This window comes from Clostridium sp. NkU-1, from assembly GCA_001312405.1.
In genome coordinates this window covers 89,592-110,007 of record BBDR01000002.1, presented here as the reverse complement: position 1 = coordinate 110,007, position 20,416 = coordinate 89,592, and the positions used below count along the sequence as shown (strand labels likewise).

The 20,416-nt window shown below is 41.9% G+C and carries 28 protein-coding genes and 2 pseudogenes; 2 read left to right on the top strand and 28 right to left on the bottom strand.

What is annotated here, in order from left to right; genetic code table 11:
• Nucleotides 1–45: 45 nt before the first annotated feature.
• The 28 genes and pseudogenes from JCM10519_RS03165 to JCM10519_RS03040 form a co-directional block, all read right to left on the bottom strand.
• Nucleotides 46–1,212: a beta-ketoacyl-[acyl-carrier-protein] synthase family protein gene (locus JCM10519_RS03165; protein ID WP_347842993.1), complete on the bottom strand. Its 1,167-nt coding sequence runs from the start codon at nt 1,210–1,212 to the stop codon at nt 46–48.
• 17 nt (nt 1,213–1,229) lie between these two features.
• A complete protein-coding gene (locus JCM10519_RS03160) occupies nt 1,230–2,330 on the bottom strand; it encodes a 3-hydroxyacyl-CoA dehydrogenase family protein (protein WP_347842992.1) in 1,101 nt (366 codons plus the stop codon).
• Nucleotides 2,331–2,337: 7 nt separating this feature from the next.
• Nucleotides 2,338–3,735, bottom strand: coding sequence for a cobalamin-dependent protein (locus JCM10519_RS03155; RefSeq protein WP_054737923.1), 1,398 nt, complete (start codon nt 3,733–3,735; stop codon nt 2,338–2,340).
• Nucleotides 3,736–3,750: 15 nt separating this feature from the next.
• Nucleotides 3,751–4,035, bottom strand: a complete 285-nt coding sequence (locus tag JCM10519_RS25870; protein ID WP_347842991.1) for a hypothetical protein — start codon at nt 4,033–4,035, stop codon at nt 3,751–3,753.
• Between the two features lie 72 nt (nt 4,036–4,107).
• On the bottom strand, nt 4,108–4,863 hold the full coding sequence (locus JCM10519_RS03150) for a hypothetical protein (protein WP_347842990.1): 756 nt from the start codon (nt 4,861–4,863) through the stop codon (nt 4,108–4,110).
• Nucleotides 4,864–5,001: 138 nt separating this feature from the next.
• Complete coding sequence (locus JCM10519_RS03145) at nt 5,002–5,319, bottom strand: enoyl-CoA hydratase/isomerase family protein (protein ID WP_347842989.1); 318 nt, start codon at nt 5,317–5,319, stop codon at nt 5,002–5,004.
• Nucleotides 5,264–5,635 carry an enoyl-CoA hydratase-related protein gene (locus JCM10519_RS03140; protein ID WP_054737921.1) on the bottom strand — a complete coding sequence of 124 codons (372 nt, stop codon included), beginning with the start codon at nt 5,633–5,635 and terminating at the stop codon, nt 5,264–5,266. The genes JCM10519_RS03145 and JCM10519_RS03140 overlap by 56 nt, the downstream gene beginning before the upstream one ends.
• A complete protein-coding gene (locus tag JCM10519_RS03135) occupies nt 5,632–6,255 on the bottom strand; it encodes a hypothetical protein (protein WP_054737920.1) in 624 nt (207 codons plus the stop codon). The genes JCM10519_RS03140 and JCM10519_RS03135 overlap by 4 nt, the downstream gene beginning before the upstream one ends.
• Nucleotides 6,245–6,679, bottom strand: a complete 435-nt coding sequence (locus JCM10519_RS03130) for an acyl-CoA thioesterase (RefSeq protein ID WP_347843202.1) — start codon at nt 6,677–6,679, stop codon at nt 6,245–6,247. Before JCM10519_RS03130 ends, JCM10519_RS03135 begins: the two co-directional genes overlap by 11 nt.
• 19 nt (nt 6,680–6,698) lie before the next feature.
• Nucleotides 6,699–7,232 (bottom strand): enoyl-CoA hydratase-related protein, encoded by a 534-nt coding sequence (locus JCM10519_RS03125; protein WP_054737918.1) that lies wholly within the window; start codon nt 7,230–7,232, stop codon nt 6,699–6,701.
• Nucleotides 7,233–7,273: 41 nt separating this feature from the next.
• Entirely contained in the window at nt 7,274–7,435 is a 162-nt protein-coding gene (locus JCM10519_RS25865) for a hypothetical protein (protein ID WP_347842988.1), read from the bottom strand.
• Between the two features lie 2 nt (nt 7,436–7,437).
• Nucleotides 7,438–7,702 (bottom strand): annotated as a pseudogene (locus tag JCM10519_RS03120) (phosphopantetheine-binding protein).
• Nucleotides 7,703–7,807: 105 nt separating this feature from the next.
• Nucleotides 7,808–8,422 carry an indolepyruvate oxidoreductase subunit beta gene (locus JCM10519_RS03115; RefSeq protein ID WP_054737917.1) on the bottom strand — a complete coding sequence of 205 codons (615 nt, stop codon included), beginning with the start codon at nt 8,420–8,422 and terminating at the stop codon, nt 7,808–7,810.
• Between the two features lies 1 nt (nt 8,423).
• Nucleotides 8,424–10,155 (bottom strand): annotated as a pseudogene (gene iorA, locus JCM10519_RS03110) (indolepyruvate ferredoxin oxidoreductase subunit alpha).
• Between the two features lie 7 nt (nt 10,156–10,162).
• Nucleotides 10,163–10,582 carry a hypothetical protein gene (locus tag JCM10519_RS03105; protein WP_054737916.1) on the bottom strand — a complete coding sequence of 140 codons (420 nt, stop codon included), beginning with the start codon at nt 10,580–10,582 and terminating at the stop codon, nt 10,163–10,165.
• 23 nt (nt 10,583–10,605) lie between these two features.
• A complete protein-coding gene (locus tag JCM10519_RS03100; protein ID WP_054737915.1) occupies nt 10,606–11,118 on the bottom strand; it encodes a hypothetical protein in 513 nt (170 codons plus the stop codon).
• Nucleotides 11,115–11,552 carry a GNAT family N-acetyltransferase gene (locus JCM10519_RS03095; RefSeq protein WP_054737914.1) on the bottom strand — a complete coding sequence of 146 codons (438 nt, stop codon included), beginning with the start codon at nt 11,550–11,552 and terminating at the stop codon, nt 11,115–11,117. Before JCM10519_RS03095 ends, JCM10519_RS03100 begins: the two co-directional genes overlap by 4 nt.
• Nucleotides 11,553–11,576: 24 nt before the next feature.
• Nucleotides 11,577–11,804: a hypothetical protein gene (locus JCM10519_RS03090; RefSeq protein ID WP_054737913.1), complete on the bottom strand. Its 228-nt coding sequence runs from the start codon at nt 11,802–11,804 to the stop codon at nt 11,577–11,579.
• A 23-nt stretch (nt 11,805–11,827) separates the two neighbouring features.
• The gene (locus tag JCM10519_RS03085) at nt 11,828–12,244 is read right to left on the bottom strand and encodes a 3-oxoacyl-[acyl-carrier-protein] synthase III C-terminal domain-containing protein (RefSeq protein ID WP_054737912.1); all 417 of its coding nucleotides are present in this window, start codon (nt 12,242–12,244) and stop codon (nt 11,828–11,830) included.
• 1 nt (nt 12,245) lies between these two features.
• Nucleotides 12,246–12,797, bottom strand: coding sequence for a hypothetical protein (locus tag JCM10519_RS03080; RefSeq protein ID WP_054737911.1), 552 nt, complete (start codon nt 12,795–12,797; stop codon nt 12,246–12,248).
• 23 nt (nt 12,798–12,820) lie between these two features.
• On the bottom strand, nt 12,821–13,474 hold the full coding sequence (locus tag JCM10519_RS03075) for a nucleotide disphospho-sugar-binding domain-containing protein (protein ID WP_347842987.1): 654 nt from the start codon (nt 13,472–13,474) through the stop codon (nt 12,821–12,823).
• Nucleotides 13,393–14,028, bottom strand: a complete 636-nt coding sequence (locus tag JCM10519_RS03070) for a hypothetical protein (protein WP_054737909.1) — start codon at nt 14,026–14,028, stop codon at nt 13,393–13,395. Before JCM10519_RS03070 ends, JCM10519_RS03075 begins: the two co-directional genes overlap by 82 nt.
• Before the next feature lie 84 nt (nt 14,029–14,112).
• Nucleotides 14,113–14,766: a sugar phosphate nucleotidyltransferase gene (locus JCM10519_RS03065; RefSeq protein WP_054737908.1), complete on the bottom strand. Its 654-nt coding sequence runs from the start codon at nt 14,764–14,766 to the stop codon at nt 14,113–14,115.
• 140 nt (nt 14,767–14,906) lie between these two features.
• Nucleotides 14,907–15,278 (bottom strand): hypothetical protein, encoded by a 372-nt coding sequence (locus tag JCM10519_RS03060; protein ID WP_054737907.1) that lies wholly within the window; start codon nt 15,276–15,278, stop codon nt 14,907–14,909.
• 24 nt (nt 15,279–15,302) lie between these two features.
• Entirely contained in the window at nt 15,303–15,434 is a 132-nt protein-coding gene (locus JCM10519_RS25860; protein ID WP_347842986.1) for a hypothetical protein, read from the bottom strand.
• 25 nt (nt 15,435–15,459) lie between these two features.
• Complete coding sequence (locus JCM10519_RS03055; protein WP_347842985.1) at nt 15,460–15,675, bottom strand: hypothetical protein; 216 nt, start codon at nt 15,673–15,675, stop codon at nt 15,460–15,462.
• A 156-nt stretch (nt 15,676–15,831) separates the two neighbouring features.
• Nucleotides 15,832–16,749, bottom strand: a complete 918-nt coding sequence (locus JCM10519_RS03045) for an aldehyde ferredoxin oxidoreductase C-terminal domain-containing protein (protein WP_347842984.1) — start codon at nt 16,747–16,749, stop codon at nt 15,832–15,834.
• Nucleotides 16,700–17,359, bottom strand: a complete 660-nt coding sequence (locus tag JCM10519_RS03040; RefSeq protein ID WP_054737903.1) for an aldehyde ferredoxin oxidoreductase N-terminal domain-containing protein — start codon at nt 17,357–17,359, stop codon at nt 16,700–16,702. The genes JCM10519_RS03045 and JCM10519_RS03040 overlap by 50 nt, the downstream gene beginning before the upstream one ends.
• A gap of 775 nt (nt 17,360–18,134) precedes the next feature.
• On the opposite strand from JCM10519_RS03040, the gene JCM10519_RS25855 reads away from it, so the two are divergent.
• Nucleotides 18,135–19,388, top strand: a complete 1,254-nt coding sequence (locus JCM10519_RS25855; RefSeq protein ID WP_347842983.1) for a glycosyl hydrolase family 18 protein — start codon at nt 18,135–18,137, stop codon at nt 19,386–19,388.
• A gap of 72 nt (nt 19,389–19,460) precedes the next feature.
• Nucleotides 19,461–20,264 carry a carbohydrate-binding protein gene (locus JCM10519_RS25850; RefSeq protein ID WP_347842982.1) on the top strand — a complete coding sequence of 268 codons (804 nt, stop codon included), beginning with the start codon at nt 19,461–19,463 and terminating at the stop codon, nt 20,262–20,264.
• Nucleotides 20,265–20,416 lie beyond the last annotated feature (152 nt).

Genomic DNA, 20,416 nt, shown 5'->3' with positions numbered 1-20,416 from the left:
TTTTTATATAATATGCTGGCATTATGCCCTCCAAAGCCAAAGGAATTAGAGATTGCCATCTTCACCTCTTTTTTTGACTGGAAGATTAGGAACATAGTTTAAGTCCAGTTCCGGATCCGGCTCTTTATAATTGATGGTGGGAGTAATCACCCCCTGGTTCATGGTCAGAACCGTGACAATCCCCTCAATAACCCCGGATGCACCGACTGTATGGCCAATCATGGATTTTGTAGAGGATACGTAAAGATTCTTTGCATGGAGACCAAAACAGGATTTAATGGCCATAGTCTCATATTTGTCATTGAGATAGGTGGAGGTGCCGTGGGCATTGATATAGTCAATGTCCTCCGGTTTTACGCCTGCCTGCTTTATAGCAATCTCCATGGTCTTTGCCATCATAACGCCATCCGCCTGGGGTGCGGTAATATCTCCCGCATCACTTGTGATGGCACAGCCTCCTGCTTCTGCATAAATTCTGGCATTCCGTTTCTTTGCATGTACTTCTGACTCTAAGATCATGATGCCGGCACCTTCTCCCATGACAAATCCATCCCGGTTCCTGGAAAAAGGACAGCAGGCAGTTTCCGGGTCTTCATTTTTGACTGACAACGTCATGATCTGGTTAAAACCTTTGATATACTCTTTTTGTATGTGAGAGTCGGCTCCTCCTGCAATAACAACATCGGCAAAACCGGAATGGATCAATTGCTGCCCTAATGCAATGGCATAAGCAGAGGATGCACATGCGGTAGATACATTAAAGTTAGGTCCTTTGAGTCCATATCGAATTGAGATCCAGGCACTGGGGGCATTTGGCATGGATTTGACGATACTGTTACTCTCTGATTGTTCTTTTTCCACATCACTGTAAGCGGTCGTCACGATTCCCATAATCACTGCCACCCGGCTTTTATCACAGGATTCAAAATCAATGCCGCTGTCTTTCACCGCCTCGTCTGCCGCGACTAATGCCATCTGGGTCAGGCGGGTCATCTTGCCCCGTTCTCTTTTCTTTATCAGCTCTTTGGCTTTTTCTAAAAAGCTGTCATCCACCTGGGCAGCGATTTTTGTCTCTAATTCAGAGGGATCAAACAAGGTGATCTTTTTTACTCCTGAAACGCCCTCCAGCATCTTCTTAAAACTTCCTTCCATGGTATTTCCCAAAGCATTTATCATTCCCATACCTGTAATTACCGTCTTATTTTCTTTCATGGATACCTCCTTATGTATTAAAGGAATACATTAAAATCTGCTGGGAGAAACAGCGGATCACAAGTCTTTTTATATACTTCCTTTAAGGTTTTTATTATTGTCTCTTCCTTAAGTTCACCATATAAAGACTTTAATGAAACGGATAAGCCTAATACTTCCTGTATGCTTTCTTCAAACTGCTTTTTATCCAAAAAAGGGTCTGACATGTACTGTGCGGTTTCGTTTAGCAGGAACACCAGAAATTTTACTCCATAAGCTTCATGCCGGTCTTTTCTGCCTTCTTTAAAAGTGCCCTCTTCCTTGCTGAAATCTTCTATAGAAAGAAGTCCCTGCCCCGTTCTTGAGTCTTCTCCCTGTTCCATGAGGGCCTTCACCCGTGAAAGAAGGGGCATATAAAGCTTAAGATGAAGTTCATCCGGTAAGTTTAAAAGACACTGGGAGATGATTGGAAAGCCTGTGGAATCCACCATCTCAAAGATTCCAAAGAGAAGTACCTGCTTTGTGATCTGGTCAAGTTCTCTTAGCGTCAGTTCTCCTTCCAGGGACAGGTTGTAGGTATATGCCGCCAGTGAAATCAAAAGCTTTGACAGCACCAGGCGGTTCCCTCCTCTTAGTACCAGCGGTTTCCTCCCAATCAGAGTAAGAAATTCAACCAGCCCTTCAACGGCTTCCTTCCCGGTGTCCGGGCCTGCATTAACTTCTGCTGTATGGATGACTTTTAACGGATAGAAAAAGTGAAGTCCCAGGCATCGCTCTTTGACTTTCACATGTTCAAAGACCTTTGTCACGTCAAGAGAAGAGGAATTGGTTGCAAAGATACAGGTATCTTTTGTGATCTCTTCCAGATTCTTAAAGATCTCCTGCTTAACTTTCAGATCTTCTATTACAGTCTCAATAACGACGTCACAATCAGCTAAGTCCGTAAGCCTTCCGCTTATGATCAGAGTTTCATTCTCAATAAGCTCCGGATTTCTTTTTAATATCTTCTGGGTTTTCTTTGTGATCTGTTCTATCTGCCCGAGGTTTCTGCAAACAAGTATGGCATTGCATTCACACCCAATCAGGGAATAGAAAAGATCCTGTCCCATTCTTCCTGATCCAATAATTCCTATTGTCATTGTTCCCCTATTCCACCAGTAAGTCGCTTCCGTATTTATGAAGATAATCATCCCCTGCGATTTTACTGGTTTTATATAGTTTTCCAACCTGCTCATAAAACTTTGGTTCCGGCAATACAGTTTCCACCACTGCATTAGTTAAGTTGTAGTAATCCAGATCATGAATGACAATGTCTTTTTTCATGGTCTCATAAAGATCTGTCCCGGGAAATGGGGTAAGCACCGTAAAACCTGCATGATAGATGGGATTGTCGCTGACAAACTGCGCCACCCGGTCAAAATCAGATTCCACATATTCCGGCCTTACAATATAATTTCCGTTGACTAAAATCCCAAGACTATTTAAAAACTTTAAGGCACTGGAAATGTTCTCAATGGTATTTTGTTTGTTATAAGCCTCTAATTCTTCATTGCTGGTGGCTTCTAATCCACAGATCGTGATCCGAAGTCCTGCTTTTACGGCCAGTTCAATAATATCCGGGTTCCGGATCACCGTATCCGTCCGTACATCAGCCAGATAATAATGATGATTTAACCCTTCTTCAATAATTCTGTTAAATAAAAGCCTGGCTTTTTTAATATCGCCAAAGGTATTGGCATCGCAGAAACGGATAATGGGGTATTCATCCATGGTCTTTAATTCCCGGATGATACATTCCACATCTTTATGGAAATACCGTCCTCCCGTAGTCTGCCAGATGCTGCAAAAGTTGCATTTGTGAGTGCAGCCCTGGGAGGTACTGATATAATGGATCTTTTTATTCATCTGCCGAATGGTGTAATTGTATTTATCCGTCAGCTTTCGGTTTGGCATAACAGCGTCTAAAATGTGCTGTTCCTGGATCTCCTGAGTGGTAAGGCTGCAGATGGACTGGGTATAGAAAAGGCTTGTCCCTTTATTCAGGCCGAGTCCCGGAATCTTACTGAAATCCGCCTGCCAGCCGTCTGCCTTAAACAGCTCAATCATCTTCTTAAAGCTGTATTTTCCGATGCCCACCGTAACAAGATCGGCTTTGGAGCCTGTAAAGGAGTCTGGGCAAAGAGTTGGATGTATGCCACCTACCATGGTTAAGATGTTCTTATTGTATTCTTTTGTAATATTTAAAATCTTTAATACGGAATTATACTGGGCAGTAATGCAGGTGACACCCACAAAATCAGGAGAGAATCGTTTTAGTTCTTCGATATAAGCCTGGACAAAATCATAGCCCTCTATATTATCCTCTTCTGTCTTCTGATCCAGGATCACCACTTCATCGTCAGGTACCATGCTTGCCAGTTCATTAAGAGCCAGAGGCGGACCCACCATGACTCTTCTTCCAAAGGATCGTTTCACAGCATCGTCAGCAAAATCAAACATACGGAAAACTCTGGGAATAGGAGGATTTACCAATAATATTTTCATGTCATGCCCCTCACTTTATATTTTTCTTAATGTAAAACCTGCCTGCATAAATTTGCTGACTTCCATGACAAAGCTGAAAATCAGATCTCCGCTCTCATAAGTATGTTCCTTTAACAGATTGTCAATAGAAATAAGGGCTGCGGGAGGGCCGGCATAGCCAACGTCTTCGATGGCACTGTAAAACTGGTCCTTTCTGATCCCAAGGCCAAGGCACTCTTCGATAATCAGTTCTCTTACAAATTTTGAGGGCATATTTACCACAAAATGTTTTAAGTCCTTTAAATCAATGTTTTTTTCCATTCAGCATACGAACCAGGGCATTGTAAAAAATGGATTTTCCATTTTCCTCCATGGCATAGTCCCGCATCTCATTTAAGTATATCTGACGAATATGATGGCAGCCGTTCTCATAATCTTCCCTGGGATTCGTCCAGTGATAGGGATAGCTGTTTCCCATGGCTGACTGCTTTTTGCTTCCCGTGGATTCAAAGTAGGTATCTTCCAGATAAAAACCTTCTTTTTCGTCTTTTGCCGCGGAAAAATCATGGCCCCGGCACCGTCGCAGAGATACCAGCGAAGGAAGATGTCTTCTTTGGTAATAAGGGCCTGATTATAAAATTCCGGAATAAAACAGGAACTTGCCACACTGGAGGAGATGATCAGGGCATTCTTATATTCTCCGGAGGCCAGCATGGTATGGGCCAGCTTAATGGCTTTATAGATGGATGTGCAGTTGGAATGAATGTGAATCTCTCCGCACAGGCCGATTCCCAGTTCTTCCTGTATTCTGGTGGTAATGGGCGGAATCTGGTGGGAAAATGCACCGCCATATATTAAAAGATCAATGTCCTTTGCCAATACACCCGCATCTTCCATAGCCTTTTTGGCGGCTTTGACAGACATGGTCAAATTGTCATCGGTAAATGTCCTTGTCTGGTTGTCAAATGCATAGTAGCAATGGTTGATCCCAAGCATCTCTTTAATAATGGGCTGGACTCTCCCAGCCCAGTTTTTGATCTTCTGGGGCGCCTCATGAAATTCTCCCAGATAATGATTGATCTCGTCAAAATCAATCGGATTTCCCGGAAGGTATGTACCTACGCCGGATAATTTTACATTAATAGCCATCAAATCAGCTCCCTTCTCTAACTAAAAATAATATGGCTTCGTCCATCCGATTATCGAAAGTGTTTCTTACCTTCGATAATATTTTTAAACGCATCTAAGAAACAGAACCGATTGGCAAAATTATAATCACAACTAGTTTCACTTAGAAAGGCAATAAACTTTTTTTGCACAATCCAACGAGTTTTTTTTCGGAACGAGAAGGTCTACCACTCCCAGCCGTTCTGCCTCTTCGGAATCAATTAAGTTTCCTTTTATGATCATCTCGTAAGCATGAAAAAAACCTGCTTCTTCGGAAAGCCGTAAGATTCCGTTTATCCCCGGCAAAAGCCCAAAAGTGGCTTCCGGCAATCCAAGTCTGGCACCGGTCTCGCAGATTCTTATATGGGAAGATAAGGCCAGTTCAAGCCCTGATCCGATGCAGAATCCTCCAATAGCACTGACGATTGGAATCTTCATGTGAAAAAGTTTTTTTTAAGCTTTCTTTACAGTCCACATACCAGTCCGGATACCGGATCACTGCGCCTTTATCCACTGTAGTATGGGCACTTATAAAATCCAGCAGCTCCCCAATATCCGCTCCAGAACTAAAGTGCCTTCCGCTTCCGAAGATGATGATTCCTGAAGCTTTTGTGGGAAGGACATATTCCTTTATAACCTGTGAAACCTCCGTTAAAAACTGAGATACCATCTTATTGGCCGGAGGCATGTTAATGCGGATACAGGCAATACCTTCTGATTCTTCATATATGATTGTCTTAAACTCTTGTCTCATCTCTTCTTATTAACCTCGGTTTTTAAAAGGGCCAATTTGCAGAAATATCCGGTTTCCAGATCAGTCAGAGGCCTTTCTCCCAACAGGCACCAATCTTTATAGGTGTTCATGCAGTCTTTAATCCCATGAAGCTGTTCCTTCGTTCTATCAAGAGTAAGGCTTAAAATCTGTGATTCCAGATCTTCATAGAAGCTGTCTTTCCTTAAAAGAACATTGACAAATCCATGGCTTATGAGTTCCTTATATTCCATAATCCGGGCTTCTTCTCTCACAAAATACTTTGGAGCAAATAACAAACGCAAAAACCGGAGGGCCGTCCTGTTATCCGGGTCATACCGTAAAGCCCCATGCTCAGATACACAGCATAAATCAAACACATGCATCTTCTCATAGAGACTCATGGAAACTTCACAGTCAATGACAAGGACCGATAATACATAAGGATCACGAAGTATCCCCTTTATCTTCTCAAATTCTATCTCTGGTATTGTGCTGAAACAGTCTTTCTTTAAATGCAGGATTATAATATCTCTCTCCCGGTTTTCTATGGTTCCGCCTGCAAATGATACCAGATCGTCAACATCTCTGACCTGGCACATGAACATATGGTTATATATCAAAGCCTTCCCCCCTATGGGCCATGACCGGTTCTCCGGACAAAAACATTTCTTTTATATGAGGCGGAATGTCATGCACAATACGTTCCCCGGATACCAGCAGCATCTTAACTTTTGCTTTCATCATGGTTATTTTGGGATCTTTATATACTGCTTTATGGTCAGATACGATATAGTTGTTCTCAATCCAGTAACGGCTGATTATGACAAACTGATCAAACATCCGCAATTCTTTTAAATATTTAATATTCACTTCAATGACCACCGGATATAACTTCTCTCGTTCCAAATCCTTCATCATGTTATATTCCTGAAAGAACTTCCATCGCACAGTTTCCAGATAGTTTAAATAAACGGAATTATTGACATGTTTGAAAGAATCCAGCTCATACCCCTGGACCTCAAACCAACACTCATTGGTTAAAATAAAATCATCTCCTGTCCGGTCAGATATCCATAGTCTTCATCAGATCTGCAAAATATCTGCTTTCTTTTTCATGCAAGGGCCAACAGTTGGCCCTTGACTGATTCATGATGCTGAATAAGTATGCAATTTGTTTGACAGAACGGTTGTCCGTTAACTCCCGTATCAGCTCTACGGCTTTTGGGAATACTTCTTTTTTTCCGGCCACCTCATCTGCCAGTCCCAGACGGAGGGCCTCTTCACTGGTTATGATATCTCCTGATAAGATCAGCCTTTTTGCAGCTCCCTGGCCGATTAAGGCAGGAAGCCTTACCGTTCCTCCAAACCCAGGCAAAAGTCCGAGGGTTGCTTCCGGGAAGGAAAACATGGCATTTTCCGCTGCCAGGCGGTAATCGCAGCTAAGGGCAATCTCAAGCCCAGCCCCAAAACAGGCTCCCTGAATAACGGCCACAGTTACAAGTGGAAGTGATTCTATGTAGGACAAAATCTTCTTTCCCTGGTCCAGTTCTTTTTTTAGAACCTCTTCGCGTTCTTTATAAGTCCTGATCTGTTCCACATTCGCGCCCTTGCTGAAGTTTCTTCCATTTCCGGTGATGATCAGCCTTTGAACCGGTTTTCAAGTAACCATTGCTCCAACTCAAAAATATCAAGAAACACCCCATGATCCACCTTATTATCCCTTCCGTTATGAAGTCTTAAAACCCCAATGGTTTCCCCAGCAAAATCATACTCCACCATGAGACTGGACTCTGTGTTCATGGTTAAAGCGCCTCCACGATATCATTTTCCTTTTCATAGACCAGCCAGGCAGTCTCAACCACTTCTCTTATGGTGTTTGCCGGGTTTTTAAGAAGATACTTTCCGATATTCTGCATCTGGATGTTTAAGCCGTATTTCTTTTTTTAACTGTTCGATCATTTCAACAAACATGAGGGAATCTCCGTCTAAATCATCAATAACCGATAGATCTTCTTTAAGCTCTGTTACGGAAACCTCACACTCATCGGCTAAAAAATCGTATACCATATCTTTGATCTCTTTTTTTGGTCTCTTTGTTTAATTGTCTCATACAATTTCTCCTTTTTCTTTTCATCATTCTTTAATACTTTTAATTATAAGTAAAGGCGTCCCTCAGGATTCCTTCTGGAAACACAGATCCTTCTTAACCACATCATGGCAACTGCCTTTTTTATATCCAATTTCAAACGCTTTTAAATTAATTTCCAACAGTTTTTCCGGCACGGCTTCTTTTATTGCGTTATGCCATTTCTCTTTTTCCATGTCCATGGCTGCTGCCAGGGCTCCGATTAAAACTACATTGACGGTCTTTTGACTGCCGGCTTCTTCGGCATAGGTATTGGCATCGATTGTCTTATAATGGATTGGCAAATTATAAAGCCGCTCCTCTAAATTCTCCGGATACCCTGCCGCACCAGTGATTACCGGCATGGGATCAATTCTTTGTCTGCTTGTGATTAAGATGCCTCCCTGTTTTAACCATTCCACATATCTTACCCCCTCTAACATCTCAAAGGCAAGAATAATATCTGCGGTTCCTTTCTCTATAATAGGGGAATTGATTTTTTCACCAAATCTTACATAGGTGACCACGCTTCCGCCTCTTTGTGACATGCCGTGTACTTCCGAAACTTTTACATCAAGCCCACTGTTTTGAGCCATTTTCCCAAGAATTCTGCTGGCGAGCACTGCTCCCTGGCCACCCACTGCTGCTATTAGGATATTCATCTCACACCTCTTTCTTAATTGCATCAAATTTGCATATTCTGGTGCAGAGGGCACATCCTGCGCAAAGTTCTTTCTTAATCTCTGCCCTGCCACGGATAAAGGATATGGCAGGACATCCAAGCTTCATACATGCTTTGCAGCCTTTGCAGCCGGTAATGGCAAGTGGCTCATGGATAAGAGAGGTTTTTTTAAGAAGTACACAGGGCCGTTTGGTGATGATGAGGGAAGGCTCTTCTGCCTGAGTCTCTTCCATAACAATTCTCTCTAATTCCCCAATGTCGTAGGCATCTACGGTCTGAATTCTTTTTATACCGATGGCTTGTGCCAGAGCAGTAAAATCAACGGGCCGGCTCTTTTCTCCTCCGATGGTACAGCCAGTTCCCGGATGATCCTGGTGTCCGGTCATAGCTGTGGTGGAATTATCCAGTATCATAACCGTGGTATTTCCCTGGTTATATACCACATCAATCAAGGCCGTGATACCGGAATGAATGAAGGTGGAATCGCCGATCACTGCAACGGTCTTCTTTGAAAATTCTTTTCCTCTGGCTTTCTCGAACCCAAATGCCATTCCAATGCTGGCCCCCATGCAAATGGACGTATCCATTGCATTTAAGGGCGCAAATGCTGCCAGAGTATAGCAGCCGATATCTCCCGAGACATGAAGCTTCAGTTTATTTAAGACGTAGAAAATGCCTCTGTGATGACAGCCCGGACAAAGAACAGGAGGCCGGATGGGAATCTCCTTTGCCAGTTCCGTCTTCACTCCATCTATGGTTTCCGAAAGTACCGAAGTCCTGATAATCTCCGGATTTAACTCTCCGATAACAGGAATCACATCTTTGCCAATGACAGACAGCCCCCAGGATTTAATCTTCTCTTCAAAGATTGGTTCCAGTTCTTCGATAACATAGACAGTCTTACAGCTTTTAACAAATTCCGTAATCTTTTTCCTGGGAAGGGGATAAGAAAGGCCTAGTTTTAAATAAGAGGCTTCTGGCAGCACTTCTTTGGCATATTGATAGGCCATGCCGCTGGTAATGACTCCGATCTCCCTGTCTTTATATTCCACAGTATTAAGCTTCGTGGTTTCTGCAAACTCTTCAAGCCTTCTTAACCGTTCCTCTGCAATGACTCTCCTTTTTTTCGCCACTGCAGGAGCACAATGTACTTGCCCGGATTCTGGTCATACTCTTTTAACTGGCAGGCCCCTTCTTCGTTCAGCTCCACCATACTTTGTGAATGAGAGACTCTTGTGTTTAAACGAAGAATAACCGGTGTGTCAAATGTCTCGCTGATTTCAAGCCCATATCCTACAAAATCTTTGCATTCCTGCTGTCCGAGGGTTCCAGTACCGGAACTTTTGCCGCCATTCCAAAGTACCTGGTATCCTGCTCATTCTGAGAACTGTGCTGACTGGGATCGTCTGCAACTGCAAGCAGCAGACCTGCATTCACGCCCGGATAGGAAACTGACATGAGAGGATCAGCCGCTACATTCAGTCCCACATGTTTCATGGAAACAATAGTTCTTGCTCCCGCGATGGAAGCTCCGATCCCCACCTCTAAGGCTACCTTCTCATTGGGGGACCATTCTGTGTTAATGGTTTTATAGTTTGCGATATTTTCCGTGATTTCCGTACTGGGAGTACCTGGATAGGCAGTAGCCACTGTTACGCCAGATTCAAACGCACCTCTTGCAACTGCTTCATTTCCTAAGAGTAAATTTTTCATACATTTATCATTTCCTTCCAAAATGTTTTTGGAGATTATGAATATCATTTACAACCTTTTGGAAATGCATCTCCCGTTCCCGGCTGACCACACCGGCCTCTTCCATGGAAAAGTCCACGGATATGCCTTCTTCGGTCACTTCAAATGTAAAAGTGCCTACCGGCGTATAGGGGCCGTTTAAGAGCACAAAAGAAATCTTTCTATACCTGTCACATTCCAGGATTTTATAATCCGCTTTAATGACCCTTGTGGGAGGGCCATACATCTCCTGTAAGAACAGGGTACCGGCACCAATGGTTCCTTCTGACAAATATTCTACAGATTTCACACCGGGCCGCCAGTTCTTATTATTTCTTCCATCCAGGATAAATTCAAAAATCTCGTCTAATTTCCCGTATAACACGGCGTTTGCTTTTGCATATGCCACTTTTGTATCTCCTTATTTGTCCGTTATTCTAAAAAAACTTCATTATCGCCCATGACCAGATTGCAGGTATTTCCAAAAGAAACCGGATCGTTTGTCAGTGGGGTGTATGCAATGAGGTTGCTGTATTCCAGGCTTTTTAAAAAAACCTGCATGGAAAAAAAATAATCCGCATATATGGTAGAGCCTAACACGTTAATAAGGGAAACCGATTGTTTTATGGTGCCTGCAGCCTTTAATAATTCCTGGAAAATGGTCTCGTTTTCTGCTTCCATGTCAAGGATATGTATCCGGTTAAAAGGCTGGTAATATTTATACACTACATATCCTTTCACCGTTCCTTCCTCCTGATAAATAAATGGTCTGTAATCCCCTGAGGGACGTTCCAAATACCGCCAGGAGAAGTAATCTTCTCTTTTTATGATGGAAAATGACCTTCCAGCAGCAATCTTGCGGGTAAATTCTGAAAAGGCTTTTTTTCCAGAGGGGAAAATTAAGGGAATCAATGGATATGATCCGGTCGTTATAATCCGGCTCATCGAAAATCAAGTCCTCTTCTCCCTTCCTTTCCAGATAATAATTCTTTGAAAAAAACACTCCACCCTGCTCTCCGGTGTCCGGGAAGAGCCTTTTCGTTGGGCATTCCAATTAAAATCCCCATCTCCTGTTCCCTGGCTTTTAAAAGCACATGGCGCCCCAGTTTTGTAAACAAATGACAGCCCTGATATTCCGGCGTAACAAATACATTGTTGCACAACCCGCTTATTACAGGCTGCCCCTTAAAAACGGCCTGACTTTGCAGCAGACAATACCCGGCTGCAACAACGGTTCCGTCAACGGCTCCGTATACGTGATTCCGCGGATCAAAGATCCAGTCATAATCCTGTTTTTCAAAAGACCGGCTAAATGCATGTTCCCACCCATTTATAAAACTAAGTTTCTCAGAGCCTTCAGTCAGAAGTCTGAATTCCATGGCACACACCTCATATCATTGGTTTTACTTAGATAATTTCTTTGCTTCCAGGCTCTTTGCGACTTCTGCAAATGTCATGGTTTTCTCCACTTCTTCATCTTCAATGTCCATTTCCAGAGCCTCACTCAGTTCAATTATGAATTGAACCAGATTCATGGAATCAAATTTCTTTGCTTCTTCCAGTCTGGAAGAAGGCAGGATATCATCATCCTCAAAAATATCTGTGGCAAGCGTCATGATCAGATCCAGCATACTTTATCCTCCCTTTTTCTATTCTATTTATTTGGTATGGATTTCTTTAGATAGCACCCTCCCCAGGAAAGGCCTCCTCCGAAAGCCACGAGAAAGACATTATCTTCCTTTTCTGCTTCTTCCGTCTCCAGATATTCGTTAAGTGCAATGAGAACGGATGCTCCAGCGGTATTGGCATATTTCTCCAGATTAATGAAGAACCTTTCACTGGGAATATTCGTGCGTCTGGCAATCTCTTTAATGATATTTAAATTGGCCTGATGGGTGATGATCCGGCCGGCCGCGGCTGAATTCCTTTTTGCCAGAGTTTCAATCATTTCGCTCCCTTTTTCACAGGCAAAACAATAGACACTTTGTCCTTCCATAGAAAAGTAATAGTCCCGCTCTTTTTTTACAGCTGAAGCTGGAAGCATGCTTCCGCCGGCAGGAACCTGGATCACATCACATCCGCTCCCGTCGGAAAAAAAGCAGGATATCTTTAAGCTCATAGATTCCATGATCTGACAAAAGGACAGCAGCAGCTCCATCTCCAAAATAAGGAAACGTTGCAATATCTTTAGGGTTTAATAACCTGCTGTATACCTCGGCGGCCACCACAATTACATTCTTTAACCCATCTTTTATGAGAGATGAGGCAATCTTTAGCCCATAGATCCCCCCGCTGCAAACAGAATTAAGATCAAAAGCAAAGGCGTTTTTTAATCCGCATTTCTCCTGAATTCTTGTAGCAGTGGCAGGCTGAATCCGGTCAGGAGAGGAAGTTACACAGACGAGCGCATCAATCTCCATTGGATCGATTCCCGTTTTATCTAAGAGCTGCCTTACTGCCAAAGCCCCAATATCCGAAGTACACTCTTTCATTACGTGCCTTCTTGCCTTAATTCCGGCCTTTTCTTCAATGAGCTGCCGGTATTTTAATGGAAACTGCGTTAAATCTTCATTGAATATTTCATTGTCAGGCAGGTATTGCGCCGTATTTACGATAAAAGCCATAATCCATCTCCTTCATAAATTTATCAAAACAACTCATAATCCCGGCCTAATTCATCAACAATCTTTTTAAAACCGGGAGATTCTAAAAAGGACTTGCGGTATTTTGATAAATTCTTTTTCATACCAGCATCATTGATTACCTGAATAATCAGTGCCTTCAGGTTCTCTTTTCGAAATTGTTCGGTATTTGCAATGAATAGTTTTCCACATCCATCCTCTTCCACCACTCTTCCGTTGCTGGCCTGCTCTGCATGGCCAGGGCATATGATAAGAGGGGTCTCATATAGAATGGAATCACTGATACTATTAAAACCTCCGTGTGAAATAAATAATACAGACCGTTTTAATACATTACGGTATTCCTCTAAGCTTAAGTTTTTATAAATCTTCACGTTATCCGGCAATCCGGCTGCATTTACCTTATTATTCATGTTTCCGCCAAATGATACCACTACCTGGTAGCCCAGGTCCTTGGAAGCATCAATACAGATATCCCAGTAGGTATCGCTAAAGCAGATGGTTCCAAGACTGATGAATATGGTATCTTTTTCTTCGGTGAGAGGCTCATGATCCACAAAAGCGGGGCCTACGAATTTTACATTGGAAGGATATTTATATCCGCCAGGGTGAAAATCTTTCGATGTGACCACCATGGTGTATTTTCCTTCCGGCTCCATGATATTCCACGGTTTATCAACAACCTTGCCATACTGCTTTTCCAGCCGCTTAATAATGGTGGAAATTTAAGGATATAGGGAATGGAAACTGCCGCGCTCTTTACAAGACTTAAGGTAAAAGCAGGGGTTTCTTTCATCATGATCTTATCTCCCATAAAACTGCTTACAAAATATACATAAGGGATATGATAATATCGGGCTGCAATCTTACTCCAGATGGCTAAAGTATCGCATATAATAAGATCCGGCTTTTCTTTTTCCACCTCCCTCATCATGAAAGGAAGGAGTTTTTCTGTAAATGTATAAAATACATAGAGCAAATTCATAAACTGGGACTGAAGCTTCTCATTTGCTGCAAGTTTATTGTAATAATGATAAAAATCATCTGGATATTTCCGCAAATCCACCCCGTCCATATCGTTAAACTTGTAGAAATACTGTTCAAATGTATAATAAATAAGGTTCACATTTCTCTGGGACAATTCCTTACACAAGTTGAGCTGAGGGTTTACATGACCTGACACCGGAAGACTGATAAACATGATCTTTTTCAATTTCTTTTTTTCTCCTTCTCCTCTAACTCTTTCATTAAAACAGTAGCCTCATATAACTGCTCAAATGTTCCGGCATCAGTCCATTTAGAGGTCAAAATTCCATAGGTAAGTTTTTTTCTGTTTTGCATATAGGTGAAGAACATCGGTAGTTTCATATTCATTTCTTGCACTTATTTTCATTTCTTTTAAAAGATCAAATACCTCTGGTTTGAAAATCCATAAACCAGTATTAACGTAATTGGAGAAAGGAACTTTGGGCTTTTCCACCAGTCTGGTGACCCTATTTTTTTCAAATTCAACAACACCGTAAAGCTTTGGATTTTCCGACTGAGTAATGAGAATCTTGGCACTGAATTCTTCTTTTTCCTTTTCAAAATCTTTTACAAAAGCTGTCAGGTCTTCGGTCACTATATTATCTCCAAGAATTACCATAAACTCGTCTGACTTTGCAAATTCTTCCGCACATAATAATGCCGCTCCTGTTCCCTCATTTCCTTCTTGAATCTCATAATGAAGCTTTACCCCAAACTCTTCCCCAGTTTTTAAAAGCCGGTAAAAATGCCCTAAGTATTCACCGCTTGTTACGATGAGGATATCATCAATTCCCACTTTGGCTAAGGTTTCTATGGGGTAATATATCATGGGTTTTTTATAGACCGGAAGCAGATGTTTGTTAGTAATAATTGTTAGTGGATTTAACCGCTTTCCATGACCTCCTGCTAAAATAACACCTCTCATAAACAGCACCTCTTTATTAAAGTATTTTTTTTGTTTTTTCCAGTTCTCTCCTGATTCGCCTTTTTAAAACAGAATACCTCCATTTCATAAAAACCAGGTGATTAGGCACCAGACAATAGACATAATATTTATGGAAAAACTTATTTTTTTCCAGATAGTACATGAATGTTTTCCAAGACGATCCCGTCCTTTGCGGGATGGAAATTAAAGTATGCCTCCCCCCTCATCGGACCCCCTGCTCCTTTAAGGACAATCGATTTCCCAGGTATTACTTCTGTGACTTTTAATTTGTAATAAAACAGAGGCATGGTAAAGTAAATCCTTCCAACACATCCTGCTTCCATCTGCTTTTTATCAAAGCTGATCCAAAGAGCGGGAATGACGTTAAACCATTTGCGAAACTTCTCTCTATTATATACATGATCGAAAACAATTCCTGCATTGTTCTGGGAAACAGGAATGAAAACCGATGACCGTATTTCTATCTTCTCTTCATTATTCAACCAAACCATGGAATCTCCGCCTTTGTGGAATGCTTACTCGTTTTTCATGTGACTCAGTGCCTTTTTATCCTGCTTTGTCATCAATTTACAAATCAGAGAGCTCATAAAATTATTGATCCGGTTTTCTTTTGGAGTCAGTTCTGCATTCAAATCGATCTCTTTCAATAAATCTTCCATTGATAAAACATTGTCAATATCTTCGGCATCTGCCTTTTTTTATGTATTGGGAAATTCCCAGTTCCTTAAAACGGCCTATGGTAGGAGTCCCTTCTGATGTCAATCCTCTGTACCGGAAGTACTCCGGCAGCATTCCTTCTTCCCCGCCTACCTTAATTGTGGTGCCCTTAATGAATTTATCTTTTACATCTTCTTCTTTTTTTCCGTTCAGGCCAGTGATAATCATCAAACTTTAAGCCGCATGCCACATTAAAAGCATTTTGAAGCTGATAAATCCGGTCTCCGGCAGAAAACATCTCTTCATCAGTCAAATCCATATCCAGCACTGCATTGGTAATCTCCGCAAATTCATTAAAATAGGCGGCTCCCGCACTTGGGAGCGCAGTTACAGCAAATAAACACAGGCCCAGGCAGTCAACCACATACTTATAATTCTCATGCCAGCACACCACACGGCCTTTTTGTTCTGCTTTTGCAAAATTTTCTCTGCTTTGGTTTTAAAAATATGTTTTGAAACTACTTCAGAGAAAAATCCACCAAAGGCTGCAGTAAATACATATCCTTTCAGATGATCTCCCCCTCTGGTAGAGGTAAGATAGCTTAAGGACTTAGCCAGATGGGAATTGGAATGAAGCCCGGCAGAAGATTTGCGGATACAAAATGCATACTTTTCAGCATGTAAAACAAGAGAAGCCCGGTAGGCGCCTTCTGCTGCAATATCGCCGATCCCTTCCCGGCGGCAGATCTTATACATCAATTCTTCTACGTCGTCTGCATTTCCAAATTCATAGGTCTTTTCCGGATCTTTTATCAGACCTCTCTGGTAACACTCTAAGATAAAGCCAATGGTAGAACCGCCCTCAATGGCATCAAAACCCAGATTATCACTGAGATTTTTTAGATGAAGGATGCTGGCCCAATCAAAGATTCCGTTGTATGGCCCTATACCGGCTACAGCACCGTAGTCAATACGGTCTCCCTTTTCTCCTTTATGCTTTCCTTCTTTGATCTCGTATTCTCTGGCACATCCAACCGGACAGTATATACATGCCTTTCGTTTGGTTTCGTGTTTGTATAAGAATTTCTCGGGGTATAGGTTTTTGACCATTTTATCATCGGACACCTGATAATTGCGGATTGGTAAGGCGCCCTGTTTGTGATACCGTTTGATTAGCATTAAGGTTCCCTGAATGTTTCCTGACTTTAAAATGACTGATGCACGGCATTTCTTGATCCACTCATCCCGGATCTCCTTAATTTTTTTCCGGGTTGTATACCTTAGGTTTTCCAATCTTTTTTTCAACTACAATGGCTTTCAGCTTCTTTGATCCCATGACACATCCCATACCGGTCCTTCCGGCCACATGGCATTTTGACATGATGACACTTGCAAAGCGAACAAGATTCTCTCCTGCCGGCCCTATGCAGCACACTTCCGAGCCTTTCCCATGGCGTTCAATCAACAGTTCCGTGACTTTTTCCGTATGCATTCCCCAAAGGTCAGTGGCATCTAAAATCTCAATTTCTCCCTGGCTTTTTATGAGAACATACACAGGATGATCTGATTTCCCGGAAAACACCAGATGATCGATTCCCATGGTACGTAATCTGATATTAAATTCTCCGCCCAGATTGGAATCTCCATATGCATCGGTTATGGGACTTTTGGCGGTTATGGTACACCGGTTACTGGCTGGAAGTCCGGTACCCACACTGGGTCCGATACCAAAGATCAATAAGTTCATTTCTGAAAGCGCATCATTTTCTGCTGCATCGGAATCATATAAGATTTTTGTATTGATTCCCGGCCCGCCTATGTAGTTCTTTCTAAGTTCTCTGGTGATTTCCTCTAATTTCACTTCACCCGCAGACAAATTGATATAAGCAATCTGATTGTCATGAAATTTCCCCACGAATACCAGCCTCCTTGCTGTGTTTACTTCTCTTTGCCCAATAACATATCCAAAAAAGCAACAGTAATTATAAATTAATTTTGCTTAGTATAGCATGATCCATTTTTCTGTAAAATAGTTTTTCATTTTCTCCTATAAAAACCGCAAATTCTCGTATTTTTTTAGTTTATTTTGGCGAAAGGATGGAATGCATCGCTTCTTTGTGTTGAAATAATTTTGTGTGTAAATTCATGCAGTTTTTCTCGATTCAGCAATTACAATTCTTTTTTTAATTCTGTTTTTTTATACCTTAGACGATATGTACCTTCCCCGGAAAATGGATAATATAAAATCTCCAAACTGAGGTGATTTTACCTTACATCAGTGTGGAGATTTTATAATGTTTACAGCTTCTCTTATTCCATTGAAATAATGGCTTTGCGGACACTTGCCGCTTTTTTTATCTGTATATTCAAAGACTTGGTGAATTTTGTTAAAAGGAAATTCTGCATCGGCAAGCTTGACATTGCAGCTCCCGGCTTTGAGCTTCCCTGTGCAAGTCATAATAGAGTGCCATAAAATGTATAAAACTTTTTTTATTTTTGCCGTTCAAAGCTTATTTTCTTAGGGACCACCTTTGTTTTTAAGAATTATTTTCAAAACATAGTATATTTTGTTAAACTTTGTCGTTCAATTATTAAAAATACATCAAATTGATAGTTTACTTTTTCATTTTTTTATACCTTATTATATTTATGTAATCAATTGATCAAGCACCATAGAAAGGAGATTTAATATGAAACGAACCCGTAAAAAGAATGCATTACTCTCAGCAGTGCTTATACTTGCCCTGGGGGCAAGCAGTTATGCCACAATACCTGTCTGCGCCGTAGGCAATGAAAATGCTGTTGAATACACAAAAAATAGCGGCAGGCTTAAAAATGTTATGTATTATGGAGACTGGTCGATTTGGGGAGGTCAAGGTAATTTTTACCCTAAAGGAATTCCAATGGATCAGCTTACCCATTTGAACTTCGCATTTCTTGATTTCGATTCAAATGGGGAACTGGTATTCACTGACAAAGATGCAGCAGTTGGAGCACCCGTTGGCATGGAAGGCGCACAATGGGACGCACCGGGATCCGGCATTCTGTCCGCCCTGCAGGATTTACGAGCACAATATCCCAATGTAAGGCTGGGAGTTTCCATTGGCGGTTGGTCTAAATCAGGAGATTTTTCAACAGTTGCAGCGAATCCAGCAGTCCGGCAAAACTTTGTAAATAACGTTATGAAGTTTATCCGTTACACAAATATGGATTTTGTGGACCTGGACTGGGAATATCCTACTTCTGTCCGCCAGCCCGATCTGGTAGATAACAAAAATGATGAAGGAACCCCTTTCGCCATACCGGCGGATAAGCAAAACTACATCACGTTGCTGCAGGATTTAAGGGACGCTTTGGATGAACAGGGCAATGAATTAGACAGAGTGTATGAACTTTCGGTGGCTCTGCCTGCTTCCAGAACTCTTTTAGAAGCAGGAGTTGACATTCCTGCCTTATTTAATATTGTGGACTTTGCCAATATCATGACCTATGACCTCCACGGCGCCTGGGATACATTCAGCAGTCATCACACTGGTCTCTACACGAATCCCAACGACCCAACAGAAGGTGAAGGCCTATCTGTAGACGCTTCCGTACAGTATCTTCTGTCTAAGGGAGCTTTAGCAAATAAGATCGTAGTCGGCGTCGCTTTCTATACCCGCGGTTGGGAGCAGGTATTAAATGACGGGCCAGATCAGAATCTCCCCGGACTTTTTGGCAGTGCCCAACAGGTGGCAAAAGACGCAGATCAAACACCCAGCAAAGGTGCGAAAAATGAAACTGCCCTCGCTTCCGGAGATGGAGGACGCAGAAGCGGCGTATGGTCTTATCGTAATCTGGACAGTTTAAAAGCAGCTTATCCGGGATTGACAGAGTACTGGGATGACTATGCAAAAGCTCCTTACCTTTACAATGAACAGACGGGAGCATTTTTTTACCTATGATAATATACAGTCTATACAGGAAAAAAACCGCCTATGTAAAAAAACAACAACTTGGGTGGAAATATAAGCTGGATGGCTTCGCAGGACGCGGAAAAATCCACAGGAAAACGGGATAAACTGACAAGTGCAATAAAAGAAGGTCTATTTGGTCACGCAAAGCTTCCAGAGTATACTCTTTCCGAACCAGAACTTAACTTAACTGCAACAATCAGTACATACAATGATTATGGCACTAAGGGCTATGAAATAACAATCGCAAACAATGAAACTTCTGACGAGAATAATGCTGTACTGGCAGCTACTGAATTGTCTTATGAAACAGTTAAAAATCCAAGAGTCTATATTTCCACTTACAGTGGGGCTGTTTTATCCAGTGGCGGATACGGTTCTGGCAGCGTAACAATGAAAGATGGCGTTGCAATTGCTGATTTGTCCAATGTTTATGCTTATAAAACTTTAAAACAAGGTGATACGGCAACATTCAAAATCAGTACGAATGGCATTGCGGATATAAATGATATCAAATCAATAGAAATATCTCAGCGCATCGTTTCTTCCAGTGTAGAAATCAGCCGACAGAAGATATACGAAGGCACTGGAGCAATGAATCCCGGCACTGAACCTTCAACTGAAACAGTGACTGAACCAGAAACTGTACCACCGACTGAACCACCGACTGAACCGGAAACTGTACCACCGACTGAACCAGAATCCGACATAGATACTGGTACAATCAGCGAATACTCTCCTGACGCGATATACGTACAAGGAGATTTAGTAATGTACCAGGGAAACATTTACCAGGCAAAATGGTGGACACAGGGAAATATCCCCGGAACAGAACAGTGGGGACCTTGGGAATTAGTACAGCAATGATATTTCATGTAATAAAACAGGCTTTCCGCCAGATGACGCATAATTAATCTCACAAGCTCAAAAAAATGAACGTGTTACAATTAAATAGTACAACTTTAGTATAACAGAAAAAGAATTCTGCAGCCACAGATTTTGCTTATGGGAATCAAACA